13 protein-coding genes and 1 tRNA gene are annotated in these 12408 nt (G+C 68.8%); 6 read left to right on the top strand and 8 right to left on the bottom strand.

Annotated elements, in window-relative coordinates:
• Positions 1-205: hypothetical protein (locus AAT21_RS39010; RefSeq protein ID WP_235439062.1), on the bottom strand; the 205-nt coding region annotated here is incomplete at its 3' end.
• Positions 206-414: 209 nt separating this feature from the next.
• Here AAT21_RS39010 and AAT21_RS15455 point away from each other — a divergent pair.
• Positions 415-487 (top strand) — tRNA-Lys (locus tag AAT21_RS15455).
• A gap of 34 nt (positions 488-521) precedes the next feature.
• On the opposite strand, the gene AAT21_RS15450 is transcribed toward AAT21_RS15455, so the two are convergent.
• Positions 522-2135, bottom strand: a complete 1614-nt coding sequence (locus AAT21_RS15450) for a site-specific integrase (RefSeq protein ID WP_046777502.1) — start codon at positions 2133-2135, stop codon at positions 522-524.
• A 2-nt stretch (positions 2136-2137) separates the two neighbouring features.
• Positions 2138-2800 (bottom strand): hypothetical protein, encoded by a 663-nt coding sequence (locus AAT21_RS15445; protein WP_157879717.1) that lies wholly within the window; start codon positions 2798-2800, stop codon positions 2138-2140.
• Positions 2801-3055: 255 nt separating this feature from the next.
• On the opposite strand from AAT21_RS15445, the gene AAT21_RS35675 reads away from it, so the two are divergent.
• The 5 genes from AAT21_RS35675 to AAT21_RS15425 all read left to right on the top strand — a co-directional run bounded on the left by AAT21_RS35675 (position 3056) and on the right by AAT21_RS15425 (position 7501).
• Positions 3056-3304 carry a helix-turn-helix domain-containing protein gene (locus tag AAT21_RS35675; protein ID WP_079025727.1) on the top strand — a complete coding sequence of 83 codons (249 nt, stop codon included), beginning with the start codon at positions 3056-3058 and terminating at the stop codon, positions 3302-3304.
• Entirely contained in the window at positions 3301-3582 is a 282-nt protein-coding gene (locus AAT21_RS15440) for a hypothetical protein (protein WP_046777500.1), read from the top strand. The genes AAT21_RS35675 and AAT21_RS15440 overlap by 4 nt, the downstream gene beginning before the upstream one ends.
• A gap of 65 nt (positions 3583-3647) precedes the next feature.
• Positions 3648-4748, top strand: a complete 1101-nt coding sequence (locus AAT21_RS15435; RefSeq protein ID WP_052757830.1) for a bifunctional DNA primase/polymerase — start codon at positions 3648-3650, stop codon at positions 4746-4748.
• Positions 4745-6301, top strand: a complete 1557-nt coding sequence (locus AAT21_RS15430; RefSeq protein ID WP_079025726.1) for a P-loop NTPase family protein — start codon at positions 4745-4747, stop codon at positions 6299-6301. The genes AAT21_RS15435 and AAT21_RS15430 overlap by 4 nt, the downstream gene beginning before the upstream one ends.
• A gap of 555 nt (positions 6302-6856) precedes the next feature.
• A complete protein-coding gene (locus AAT21_RS15425) occupies positions 6857-7501 on the top strand; it encodes a hypothetical protein (RefSeq protein WP_046777499.1) in 645 nt (214 codons plus the stop codon).
• A 33-nt stretch (positions 7502-7534) separates the two neighbouring features.
• Here AAT21_RS15425 and AAT21_RS15420 read toward each other — a convergent pair whose 3' ends face one another.
• The 5 genes from AAT21_RS15420 to AAT21_RS15400 are packed head-to-tail and all read right to left on the bottom strand — an operon-like array spanning position 7535 to position 12406.
• Positions 7535-8572 carry a hypothetical protein gene (locus tag AAT21_RS15420; protein ID WP_235438890.1) on the bottom strand — a complete coding sequence of 346 codons (1038 nt, stop codon included), beginning with the start codon at positions 8570-8572 and terminating at the stop codon, positions 7535-7537.
• Complete coding sequence (locus AAT21_RS15415; protein ID WP_046777498.1) at positions 8569-9591, bottom strand: glycosyltransferase family protein; 1023 nt, start codon at positions 9589-9591, stop codon at positions 8569-8571. Before AAT21_RS15415 ends, AAT21_RS15420 begins: the two co-directional genes overlap by 4 nt.
• Position 9592: 1 nt before the next feature.
• Complete coding sequence (gene serS, locus AAT21_RS15410) at positions 9593-10885, bottom strand: serine--tRNA ligase (protein ID WP_046777497.1); 1293 nt, start codon at positions 10883-10885, stop codon at positions 9593-9595.
• Positions 10878-11594 (bottom strand): histidine phosphatase family protein, encoded by a 717-nt coding sequence (locus AAT21_RS15405; protein ID WP_046777496.1) that lies wholly within the window; start codon positions 11592-11594, stop codon positions 10878-10880. Before AAT21_RS15405 ends, serS begins: the two co-directional genes overlap by 8 nt.
• Complete coding sequence (locus AAT21_RS15400; protein ID WP_235438889.1) at positions 11591-12406, bottom strand: aminoglycoside phosphotransferase family protein; 816 nt, start codon at positions 12404-12406, stop codon at positions 11591-11593. Before AAT21_RS15400 ends, AAT21_RS15405 begins: the two co-directional genes overlap by 4 nt.
• Positions 12407-12408: the final 2 nt, after the last annotated feature.

Here is a 12408-nt window from a genome sequence, read left to right as displayed (position 1 = left end):
TGACCGTCCGTCGGGTGGTTTCCGTCGTGACGACCGTCCGTCGGGTGGCTTCAACCGTGACGACCGCGGTGACCGTGGTGGCGACCGTGGTGGTTTCCGCCGTGACGACCGTCCCGCCGGTGGCTTCGGCCGCCGCGACGACAAGCCGCGCTGGAAGCGCAACGGCTGACAGCAGCTGAGCAAGAACTCCTGACAGGGCCCCCACGACTCCTCCGGTCGTGGGGGCCCTGTCGCATGGTGTGCGACCTGCCGGTGACAAGGCGTCAGGCATCCCGATCGCCCGGCATGGAAGGGTTTCCGTCCCCCGCGTCCCGGCCGCTGGCCCGCCCCCGAACTGACGCCGACAGGCCGGTCGGTCGATACCCGATCGGCTGACCGGCGCTGTCCGGCTATGCTCTGGGGTGAGCACCCGGAGGGCCATTAGCTCAATTGGCAGAGCAGCGGACTTTTAATCCGTTGGTTGTCGGTTCGAGTCCGACATGGCCTACTGCTCGCAGGCGGGGATTTAGCTCTCTGACCTGCTACTTAGCGCCTCGACTGGCTTCGGCCGGTCGAGGCGCTTCGTCGTTCACGGCCCCATGCGGGAGCGATGCGGGAGCGGCGGTGCTGGAACTCCCGTTCGCCGCCGCGGCTGGACGCGCTCTCGGGACGAGCCGAGCGGCTGCCTCCGCGGCGGCCTTGTCGACCTCGGGCAGCAGGCTCGTGTACGTGTCCGAAGTCAGCGTGATGGTGGAGTGCCGCAGCGTTTCCTTGATGGTGTGGAGGTCGCCACCGCCGGCGTGCGTGAGGGTCGCCGTCCCGTGGCGCAGGTCCCGGAGGTTGATGGGCGGCAGGCCGATCTCCTCGTAGAGCCGCCGGAACTCCTTGGAGACGGTGTCCGGGTGCAGCCAGGTGCCGTCCTCCTTGGTGAAGACCTTCCCCGTGTTCTGCCAGCCCTTGCCCCACTTGAGGCGCTCTTTGTTCTGCCGGACCCTGTGAGCCCGCAGAACGGCCACTGTGTCGTTGTCCAGGCCGATGGTGTTCGCGCTGGAGTCCGTCTTCGGCTCCGACTCGTACGGCGTCCATCCGTCCTGCACGATCTCGCTCGCGACGGTGAGGAGCCCGGCGTCCAGGTTCACGTGCGTCCAGTCCTGGCCCACGCCCTCGCCGCGCCGCAGCCCGCGGAAGGCGATCAGATGGAAGAAGGCGTACAGCCGGTGCTCTGACGCGTGGTCGAGGAAGGCCCCGAGCTGCTCCGGCATCCACACCATGACCGGGCTGGGCTTCTCACCGGTCTCCTGCCACCGCTCCACCCGCTCGGCGGTCCACAAGAGCGGCTTGGGCCGCTTGCCCGACTCAAGCTCCACGTGCGCGGCCGGGTTGAAGGTGACGAGCTGCCGGGCTATCGCCGCGTTCAGCGCGGCCCGCAGGGTCCGCCGGATGCTCTGACGGGTCGCCGGCCCCGTGAGCTTCCGGAACGGCTTCATCTCGGCGAGCTTCGCCTTCTCCAGTGCCAGCTTGGCCCGCTCGGCGGCCACTGGGCGCCCCGCCTTGCTCGGCTTGCACCGCGCGATCTGATCGCGGCGCTCCTGGTTCTCGGCCGCGATGACCTCGTTCTCGTCGGCGATGGCGTCGAACATCTCAACGAGGTGCCCGACGTTGAGCCGGTCCAGCCGCAGGTGCCCGATGCGCGGCTTTAGGTGCACCTTGAGGTGCGAGGCGTAGCCGTTTGTCGTGGTCTTCCGGGTCTTCTTCGCCGCGAGCCAGGTGTCGAGCCACTCGCCGACCGTGACCCGGATGGTGAGGGATTGCGTGGTGTGCAGCCGACGCCGCGTCTCTTCGAGGTCCGGCAGAGGAGCCTTGTCCTGTGCCACCTTGGCCAGCAGCTCGACGATGCGCTCGCGGCCCTCGTCGTCGTCCGAATCGGCCAGGGCGAGCAGGGCCCGTATGTGGTCCAGGTCGGCCTGAGCCTCCCCCTTGGACTCGTAGCCGCCACGGGTGAACGAGCGCCGCTTGCCCTCACTGGTGGGCGGGAGTTCCTGTCGCAGCCTGTAGGCCCCGTGGCGTTTGTTCTTGAGCTTCGGGCACTTACTCCCGAGCAGCTTCCCGCTCTCCTGGTCCCGGCAGTTGCACCGCCGGTGAGTTGACCCGTTCAATCTCAGTCCCCCTCAACAGATCCCCGAGACCCCTTCGCGACGGGCCCCAGCTGGCCTTGCTTGCGTGCCGCCCCGACCCACTTCGCGGCAGCGGAGTGCGATACGCCGAAGTGCTCGGCGACCGCGACGGTGGGCGGCCGGCCCTGCTTGTGCGCCTCGCGGTAGACCTCGGCCACGTTGGTCAGGTGGTCCGGGGTGAGGCTGCGGCGCTGTCCAGGCGTCTGCTGGGTCGGCAGGAGACCGAACAGCGGGGCCAGTAGCCGCCGTGCCTCTTCCTTCTTCTGCTCGAACGCGGAAGCCGATTGGTCGGCCTGGGGGGCGAGGGTCTCCCCGAGCCATTCGGTAGCCGAGCTGTTGACCAGCTGCATGAACGCGGCGTGCTTCCACGTCGCGATCCCCGCCGCTTCGAGAACCGCTTCGAGTCCGAAGTCGGCTCCCGTGTCACCGGTCATGACCGACACCAGCTGCACGCCCGACTGGGGGTCGGCGCGGAAGCACAGCGCGACCGTGGCGCGGACCTTTTTCCCCACGGCGATACCGGTGAAGTGGCTCGGCATCTTCAGGTGCCCGAGATCGACGAGGGGCGGTTCCCCGCGGAACTGGTCGTAGGGCCAGCCGGGGGTGGCTACGTAGTCCCATCCGTCGGGCACTCCATCATTCTGCATGCCTGAATCCTGCCCGAAGGGCAAGGAAGTGGCAAGGATGACTGTCCCGCTCACTCTCGTCCATGTGCTCATGTCTTTCACCCTGCTCTCCCGGTCCTTCCTTGTTTTTGCTCATCAAGTCTCATCTGGTCCCTCATCTTCCCTCTCAGTCCTTCTCTGTCCCTATCTAACCTTGCCTGTAGGCAAAGTTCATCACGGTTCAACGGGTGAGGAAGTCCTGTGGAGTTGAGGCAAGGTATCGGCTAGGCTCGGTCCATGATCAGAACTGATGTCCTGCGTCTCGCGCAGGTGCGGGCCGACGCTGCCTCAGGGGCAGCGATGCGTACTCGCGCCGCCGCTCGGCTGTCGCTGTCGGAGATCGCGGACCTGTGCGGGGTGGACCCGTCGACGGTCTGGCGCTGGGAGCGAGGGAAACGAACCCCGAGAGGAGAGGCCGCGCTCGCCTACGCCCGCGTCCTCGAAGACCTGGCCCAGCACCAGCGTTGCCGAGATGAGGTGGCATGAGCAGCGCCCTCACCCGAGCCGAGCTGCTCGCCCTCCCCGCGACCGTCGACCTTGAGACCGCCGGCCGTGCGTTCGGGCTCAAGCGCAGTACGACGTACGCCCTGGCCAAGCGGGGAGAGCTGCCGGTGCGGACTCTGCGACTCGGCCGCGCGCTGCGGGTCGTCACCGCCGAGCTGCACGAGGCACTCGGCGTCCGTCCACAAGAAGAGGCCGGGCTCCGCACGGATGTTGGCGCATCCGCCGGAGCCCTCGAACTCTCCAGCTCCGTCCAAGCCTGAACAGCACGACGGCACGGGGTGCGAACGACCAAGCCCGCCCCGTGCCGCCGCAAGGAGACCTCTACATGCAGGAGCCTATCCAGCTCCCCCGCGCGGCCGAATCCGACTCATGCTCGAACCCCTTCCGACCCGCCGCACCGAACCCCCTGCGCGTCGCCCTGTGGGCCGCCGCGCAAGGCTGGCACGTCCATCCGCTCACGCCGGGAACCAAGATCCCCGTACGCGGATGCGACCGGTGCTCCCAGGGCAGCAAGCAGCGCCCCAACCCGCGGTACACCGAGCACGACGGGCACGGCTGCCCCTGCATCTCCTCCGGCCGCCCCTGCCACGGAGTGCTCGCCGCGACCAACGACCCTGCCCGGATCACCGGCTGGTGGAACCACCTGCCTTCGGCCGGCGTAGGGATCGCCGCCGGGCCCTCCGGACTGGTGATCCTCGACGTGGACAGCCACGGGGGGCCGGCACCCGCCGACCAGGGGGCACTGCTCCCCGGTGTCGACCTGCCCCTCGACATCACCCCCGGCAGCATCACGGATGGCCGCGACACGCTCGCCCTCCTCGCCGAAGTGAGGCGCGCACCGCTGCCCGGCTGCGGCCAGCAGACGCTGACCGTCCTGACGCCGTCCGGCGGAGTGCACTACTGGTTCAAGGCGCCCAGGGGCACGACGTGGCGTCCGCTCGCCGGTGCGCTGGGCTGGCAGCTCGACCTGCGCGCCGGGTCCTCGTACGCCGTGGCACCTGGCACGACCACCAAGAAGGGCACGTACACGGCGCTGGGCGACTGCCGGGGCGTCGCGGAGCTGCCTGTCTGGCTGGCCCGCGAGCTCGACCGCACCGGGCACCGAGTACGGCCCGAGCGGCCACGGATCGTGCCACCGTGGCGCAGTCGCTCGCTCGGCGGCGGCTACGTCGCCGCTGCGGTACGCCGCGAACTGACCGCCGTCGCCGAGGCGCCATCCGGAACCCGCAACGACGCCCTGAACCGCGCGGCGTTCAGCCTCGGCACGCTCCTGGCTCCCGCATCTCTCGACCGACAGCAGGTCGCTGACGCGCTGCTCGACGCGGCTCGGCACGCTGGCCTGCCGGACCGCGAGGCCGAAGCGGCGATCCGATCGGGCCTGACCGCTGGTGAACGCCAGCCACGCACTCTCAAGGGGGCCGCATGACCACGCCGCTGCCGTATGACGCGGCATCCGCGGCTCGCTCGCTCGTCTCCATACCCGGGGGCCTGAGCAGCCCCGAGCACGACGGGGCACGGCCCGGTCAGCACAAGGGCCCGCCGCAGGTCGAGGTGCTCCGCGCCATCGGACAGAACGAATTCCGGTACCTGCGCAGCAACGGCGACCCCTACGCCGTGCCCTGGGACGGAGCGCCCATCGCCGTACCGCTCAGGGCCAAGGCGCACAGCTCCACCGGCAGCGTCCGCCAGCTGCTCACCGTCCGCTACCTCCAGGCCCATGACCGCACCCCCTCCCAGACGGCGCTCAGCGACGCCGTGGCCGCCCTCGACGCCCTCGCCCTGTCCGCCCCCGAGACAAACCTCTGGCTCCGCGTCGCACCGGATTCGCACGACCCGAACGTGACATGGCTCGACCTCGGCCGGCCCGACGGCCAGTCCGTACGCATCGCCCCGGACGGCTGGACACTCACCTACCCCGACCCGGAAGAAGGACCGATCTGGCGACGCACCAAGCTGATCGGTGAACTCCCCCTCCCCGAGCGCCCCCAGGGCGGCTGGCAGGCGGGCATTGGCACCCTCGCCCAGATGCTCCCGTTCACCGCGGCCACGCTGCCCCTCGCGGTGGCCTGGTGGCTGGCCGCCCTGCGTCCCTCTCTCCCCCGCCCCATCGCCTACCTCACCGGGGAGCAGGGCACCGGCAAGACCACTGCGGGGCGAATGCTCGTAGGTCTCCTCGACGGCGCGGCGATCCCGCTCCGCCAAGCGCCGGAGAACCTCAGAGACCTCGGAGTCACCGCCTCGGCCGGCTGGACCCTTCCCTTCGACAACCTCTCTGGAATCCCCAAGTGGATGTCGGATGCCCTATGCCGCGTCGTCACCGGCGGAGCGCAGGTCAGCCGCGCCCTCTATAGCGACGACGACGTCAGCATCCTGGTCAGCCAACGCCCCGTACTGCTCACCGGCATCGACACCGGCGCCATGTCCAACGACCTCGCCGAACGGTCCATGGCCCTTGAACTCCAGCGCATCACCAAGCGTCGCTCCCTGGCGGAGCTGTGGGGCGCGTACGAGCAGGCGAGCCCCCAAATCCTGGGCGCCCTCCTGGACCTGGCGGTCATGGTGTGGGCCGACCTTCCCCACGCTGCGGCTGCCCTGGTCGATCGCCCGCGCATGGCCGACTTCTCCGAGCTGCTGCACGCACTGGACCGCGTGACAGGCTGGACGGCTCTGGAGACCTTCCACGGCTCGCAGGACGAGCTCGTGGAAGCTGTTCTCGATGGGAACCCGGTGACTGCGGCACTGCGGGACTGGGTGAGCTCACCGGGCTTCCCCAACGGAGGGTGGACCGGCACCATGTCCGAGCTGAACGCGCTGCTCTCTGCCCGTTGCAGCCCAGGGGAGCGATGGCCCCAGACGTCCGCTGTCCTCAGCGCCCGGCTCAAGCAGTCGGCGCCGGCTCTTCGCTCCCGAGGTATCAGCGTGATCGCCCCGACGAGCAACAAGAACGGCAGGAAGTACACGATCACGTTCACGCCGTAGCCCGTCCCTTCGACCAGCCAGCCGCCCCGGCCCGCGACCACAGCGGACCGGGGCGGCTGCGTACCCGGGGGACGGGAGGAGGACGCCCAGGAGGACGAGGGGACGCGAGGGGGGACGCCCCGAGCGGCGCTCAGATCGCCTGCTCAGCCAGCAGGCACAGGTGAAAAGCCGGTTTCGGGTACGCGGGGGACGCTGTTGGACCCTCTCTTCTCTGTCCCAGAAGTGAGGAATAAAGAGAGGCAGAGAAGACACCGGAAACGTCGTCCTCCGCGTCCTTGGCGTCCCCCTCTGTCCGGTGCCGCGACCGGTCGCGCCTCGCGCGCGTGTGCGCGCGTATTGACCGTTTCCTCTTCTGCCCATTTTTGGCCTGTGGCGGCCACTCCAGAGAGTGTCGAGCTCCGCTGACCGTGGCAGTCAATACGGCCCGAACAGGAAACGGCCCACTGCTGCTGCGCCGTCGAGTGTGCCCGTCGGGAGGATCCCGAATCCTCTGGCGAGCCTGCCTCTCCGGCGTGTAGGACTGACCTCCACATCCGTGCGCGGAAGGACAGCTTCATGACCGGGTTGAGCACCGTGTTCGACTGGATAGCGGACGCCTGGCCCGCTGTACCGACCGCCGCGCTGACGACAGTGGGTCTGGGGGCGTGGCTGGCTCCGTGGATAGCCCGTCGCCAGGAGCGAGGCAAGCTTCAAGCCGCCGCCGAAGCGGAGCTGCGCACCGCTGTGGCTCGTATGCGAGCCGATGTCGCGTACGCCGGCCGGGCTCTCCAGGTCACCAGCGTGTACGACCCGCAGGCGTTCGCTGGCCCCCGTTTGATTGACTTCACATCCACCGTTGTGGGTAGTGCCCGAGGCCTTCCCAGAAAGCAGCAAAGCGCGCTGCGCGCTGCTTTGGTCGACCTGGTCGGTGACTGGCGCGTTCGTCTTGCCGAGGACGTCGGCCCCAACTGGCTTGCTCGGGCGCCGAAGGAGGAGGATGACACCCTCCCGACGGCAGCAGATTTTCGGAGCCGTGAAGGGCTTCTCCTTGCCGCAGCACGGCAAGGAGCGGGTACGGTCCGCCAGGACGCCGAGATCCACGTAGGGCTGCTGGGGATGATGGAAGTCTCCAAGAACCCAGCGGTTGAGAATGCCCAGGCGCTTGCCTCTCTCGACCGGATGCTGACCACCGTCAGAGGGGGGCACCGGCTGGGGAGCTGATCTGCTTTACCGGCCGAAGTCCATCGCGGGTGCCTAGCGACCGGTCGATGAGCCTCCCACGCGCAGGAGACGGCGTGACTGGCCATGTAACTCCGCTTCCATGGCAGCGGTGACAGAGGCCCACGGGACGGTGGGAGTCCCGAAGAGCGACCAGTAGTCGTACAGGTCTCGGACCACGGCGCTGACGCCGAGGCGCACAGCGGCTGGATCAATCGAACCTATGACCCGCCGCGTGATTCCGCCCGCCCCTCGGGCCGCAGGAGTAATCCCGTGGCTGAGGAGGAGCGTGGCGGTGCGGATGGCGTCCAGCGTCTCTGCTGGGGCCGCCTGGGCGAAGCGGCCGTAGATCAAGTCGTGCCAGCCCAGTTGGGTGCGCGCCCAGACCAGACGTTCCAGTCCGGTGCCAAGGTCCACGGCCATGTGCTCCGGGCTCTCGACGTTCCAGAGGAGGACGATGTCGCCGAGGGTGAGGTCCAGGTGGCGGAAGCGCAGCGTTACGCCTTCGACCTGTCGTCGCCGCCACGTCGTGAGACTGCCGTAGATGCTGAGATGCCGGCCGTGGAAGCCGAGCTGGGACAGGACGGACAGCCAGCCATTGAGGATGGATCCGTACTCATCCAAGCTCTGCACGGGTTGGACGCGGGAGATGTTGACGAAGGAGGTCAAGAATCCTTCACACAGGACGCCGGCGGTGTCGCGCTGGCCGGTGAAGCGCACGACGGGCTGAGGAAGGAAGCCAGTCCGGTACGTGTGAGGCTTGCCCTCCTTGAGGAGTGGATCGAGGGCTTGGACAGCGGAGATGGTCAGTTCGGTCTCACGGCCCCATCGAAGCGGGAGACAGGCGGCACGTGGGGCGCCGTCCCTTGCGAAGCCGCTCTCCAGCTCGTGGAGGAGTTCCCGCCACGAGGGCGGGCGGCGGGGTGGTCGATAGGGGGTCCCGCGCTGCGGATGCCGGATCTCGATGCGGGAGTCGGCGACGGTGAACTCCCAGTGCCCGCCTAACGCCGCACGGAGCGCAGCGGGTATCCCTTCCGACAGGGACTTTCCGTCTCCACTGGCCATGCCGGTCATGCGGACCGTGCCGCCATCGCCAGGAAGTGCTGGGCGGGATCGAAGCGGTTCTGCCCGATCTCCTGGACCTGCCGGTGGTCGAGGCTCTCCGCTCGCTCGATGGCGTTGGCCAGATGGCGGCCCGCTGTCTCGTCGTCCTCGTCCGGGTTGGCCACGGTGATGGCGCCTGTCTGGTCGCAGAGTGCGGCTTCGGCGCAGGTGCCGGTGCGCCAGGTGAGGGCGGCCATGGGGGTACCCGCGCGGAGGGACTCTCCGAAGACGGCGGCGCCGGCCTCCACGTAGGTGCGGGCGTAGGTGTAGACGAAGACGGACGCGTCGCGGATGGCGGCGGTCTTGGCGGGGCCGCCGAGTTCGCCGACCCACTTGACGTGGTCCGCGCTGAAGAGCCGGTCGTGGCGTCGTACGTAGCCCTCGTCGAAGACCGGTCCGACGATCCGGATCCGGCGGCCGAGTATCTGAGCAGCACGTACGGCGATGTGCGGAGCCTTCTCCTCGTCGATCCGGCCGAGCCACACGAGGTCGGTACCGGCGACCGCCGGCGGCTCCTTCTCGTTGAGGCCGAGGTGCACGGCCAGCTCAGGGATCGGCTGGTGGTCGGCGTACCGCTCGATCATCTCGGGCGAGTAGCAGTAGAGGCGTGACCGCTTGCCGTCGAAGGCGGTGGGGGCGTGCTGGAAGACCGGCGAGTGCTGGAACGTGGCGACGTCGCAGTCCAGTTCGTTCCACGTCCGGGTCCAGGCGGGCAGCGAGGGGTACTCGTGCCCCACGACCAGGAGGTCGTACCCGGCGCCGCGGAGCTCGCGCTCGGCGAGCGATCCGGCGGTGATGTCCTCCAGGCGGACCGGCTTACGGACCCAGTCGGTCTCCAGGTCCGTGAGCCAGCCCGGCCCCAGGAGGTGTACGTCGGCGCCTGCGGCCCGGGCGCCTACGGCGACCGCCCACAGCCATCGTTCGATCCCGCCGTACCCGGCGGGTGGAAAGGCGTAGCTACCAGGGAAGTCGCAGACGCCGACGAGCACGTTATGCCTCCGGTGTTCCGTCCGCCGAGATACGGCGGAAGCCGAGGTACGGGAAGAGAGATTCGGGAAGGACGAGGGAGCCGTCCTGCTGCTGGCACTGCTCAAGGAGCGCGGCCACGGTGCGGCCGATGGGCAGGCCGGAGCCGTTGAGGGTGGCGACGAGCTTGGGCTTGCCGTCCTCGCCTCGGGTGCGGATGTTCGCGCGACGGGCCTGGAAGGTGCCGAAGTTCGAGATCGAGGAGATCTCCCGGTACGTGTTCTGGCTGGGGATCCAGACCTCGATGTCGTACGTGAGCTGGGCGGAGAAGCCCGTGTCACCGGCGGCCAGCTTGACGACGCGGTAGGCGAGGCCGAGCTCCTTCAGGCACGCCTCGGCGTGGCCGACCATCGTCTCCAGCGTGGCGTCCGCGTCCGCCGGGTCGACCATCTGGACGATCTCGACCTTGGCGAACTGGTGCTGGCGGATCAGGCCCCGGGTGTCACGACCGTACGAGCCCGCCTCGGACCGGAAGCACGGCGTGTGCGCGGTCAGGGACAGCGGCAGGTCGGCCGGCGGGATGATCTCGTCGGCATAGAGGTTGGTCAGCGGTACCTCGGCCGTCGGAATGAGGAACAGCTCACGGTCGGCTACGCCGGTCTTGAACAGGTCCTCCTCGAACTTCGGCAGCTGTCCGGTACCGGTCATCGTCTTGCGGCTGACCAGGTACGGGACCGCGTGCTCGACGTACCCGTGCCGGCGGGTGTGGATGTCGAGGAAGAGCGTCGCCAGGGCGCGCTCCAGGGCAGCGCCCGCCCCGCGGGAGACGACGAACCGGGGGCCCGACAGCTTCGTCGCCCGGGTGAAGTCGAGGATGCCGGTGCTCTCGCCGAGGTCGACGTGGTCCTTCGGCTCGAAGGAGAAGGCCGGCGGGGTGCCGACGCGCCGGACCTCGACCGCGAACTCGTCGGAGTCGCCGTCCGGGGCCGCGTCGTCCGGCAGGTTCGGGATGGTCAGGAGCAGCTCGGTCAGCTCCTCCTGCACCTGCTCCTGCTCGGCGTCGATGTCCCGGATCTGGTCCTTCAGCTCGCGGGCACGCTCCTTCAGCTTGGAGATGTCGCCGCCCTGCTTGGCCGTCTGCTGGACCTCGCTCGCCACCCGCTTGGCCTCCGCCCGCAGCTCGTCGGCTGAGCGGATGCTCTGGTTGCGCCGGGACTGGAGGTCTTCCAGCCGGGACAGGTCCAGGGAGTAACCGCGACGAGCGAGCCGACGAACTGCTTCGGCACCCATTTCAATCAGGGCGCGGGCGTCATGCATGAGGAAGATCCTTTTTATCCAGCGAGTGGGATGGGGATACCGCATCGACGTTAGCAACCGTCGACCCCTCGCTGATCCGCAATATCGTCGAGTCACCATCGGTGGCTGATTCGTGGTGAACGCTCGTATCAAGATCGTCCAGCAGTGCCGTGATGAGGATGGGCAGCTCGTCGTCGGGTATGGCGACCGGTTCGACGTACGGGGCCTCCGGGAAGAACAGCGGCATGGGGTCGTCTGGGGAGCGGTCCCGGTGCCAGAGCAGCACGGAGACGAGCAGACCGTGGCTGACGAGTACACGGGGACCGGGGTGCTCCAGGGCGGCGAGGACCCCGGAGAGCATCCTCCGGATGCCCTCGCGCTGGGATTCTGCGGCACCGGGTGGACGCTGCGCCGCACCGTGAGTGTCGAGCCAGACCGCGTATTCGAGGAACGGGCTGCCCTCGAATTCCCCGTAGTCGAGTTCGTTCAGCCTGCCATCGACGACCAGCGTGGCCGCAGGGACGCCCATCAGAAGAGAAGTCGTCTGCCGGGCCCGCGGGAATTCGCTGGTCAGCCACGTGGCCACGGAGTGTAAGGGGAGGATGGTCCAGGCGCGGCTCAGTGATTGCCGGCCTTCCTCGTTGAGGTGGATGTGCTTGGTCGGGTCGCCATTGACGAGGTACCGCTTGCTGTAGTTCGTCTGGCCGTGGCGAACGATGTAGGTGGTCACGTTCCGCTCCGTGAAGTCGATGCCGAGAGGTCGGAGAGCACTCCCGCCATCTGCGGTGCTCTCGGATCGCCGGTCTCCAGGTAGAAGAGGAGACCGTCGAGGGATAGCAGGCGGCACCAGGGCGCGAGTACGGGGATGGGGATCCGGGAGATGCGTGAGGCAGTGGTCAGCCGCTCCCCGGTTCCGTGGGCGAGGTCGTAGTAGATGGTCCAGAACGCCCAGTCGAACGCCGGGTCACCCACCATGGGGAGCGGGTCGATCAGGCGCGGGTGCGCCAGCCAGTCGAAGGGCACGTTCTCCCGGTACAGGTCCGCGTGCAGGACCGTCACCCGGCTCGGGTCTTCCTCACGGTCGGTGAGTCCCGGGAGGGCGGCGTCAACGAGAGGGCGCCAAGCGCCGGTGTCGAGCGCGTGCTCCCGCCGCCGGATCCGGGGAAGGACTTCCCCGTCGAGGTAGTCGGCGAGCCGGGGGAAGTCGTTCGGTCGATTTCTGCGCCGCCCGAGGACGTGGAGTCCCTGGAGGGCCGCGGCAACCATCGGCGTCTCACGCGTCGGCCGATCCGCTCCCCCGGGCCGCCCCCCAACGAGTTCGAGGGCGGCCACAGCCAGATCGTCCGCAGCCTCCAGGACGTCTGCCGTGGGTCCGCCGGCCCACAGGCGCAGAGCTGCCACCTCGTGGCGGTACCGGTCGGGGTCGACCCAGGCTTTGAGGAGCAGCGGACGCCCGTCGAGGTTGGTCGCCGTGGCGATCACCGAGGCGTGTCCAGCGTCGAAGTAGTCCCCGAGCGAGAGCTTCCAGCGTTCCGCAGCCACCG

The organism is Streptomyces yangpuensis (assembly GCF_001005295.1).
GTDB classification, from domain to species: domain Bacteria; phylum Actinomycetota; class Actinomycetes; order Streptomycetales; family Streptomycetaceae; genus Streptomyces; species Streptomyces yangpuensis.
This window is presented reverse-complemented; position numbering and strand designations above follow the sequence as displayed.

Excerpts from the sequence above, each read along its gene's own strand:
- AAT21_RS15445 (WP_157879717.1), bottom strand. The coding sequence starts at position 2,800 with ATGCAGAATGATGGAGTGCCCGACGGATGGGACTACGTAGCCACCCCC.
- AAT21_RS35675 (WP_079025727.1), top strand. The coding sequence starts at position 3,056 with ATGATCAGAACTGATGTCCTGCGTCTCGCGCAGGTGCGGGCCGACGCT.
- AAT21_RS15440 (WP_046777500.1), top strand. The coding sequence starts at position 3,301 with ATGAGCAGCGCCCTCACCCGAGCCGAGCTGCTCGCCCTCCCCGCGACC.
- AAT21_RS15435 (WP_052757830.1), top strand. The coding sequence starts at position 3,648 with ATGCAGGAGCCTATCCAGCTCCCCCGCGCGGCCGAATCCGACTCATGC.
- AAT21_RS15430 (WP_079025726.1), top strand. The coding sequence starts at position 4,745 with ATGACCACGCCGCTGCCGTATGACGCGGCATCCGCGGCTCGCTCGCTC.
- AAT21_RS15425 (WP_046777499.1), top strand. The coding sequence starts at position 6,857 with ATGACCGGGTTGAGCACCGTGTTCGACTGGATAGCGGACGCCTGGCCC.
- AAT21_RS15420 (WP_235438890.1), bottom strand. The coding sequence starts at position 8,572 with ATGACCGGCATGGCCAGTGGAGACGGAAAGTCCCTGTCGGAAGGGATA.
- serS (WP_046777497.1), bottom strand. The coding sequence starts at position 10,885 with ATGCATGACGCCCGCGCCCTGATTGAAATGGGTGCCGAAGCAGTTCGT.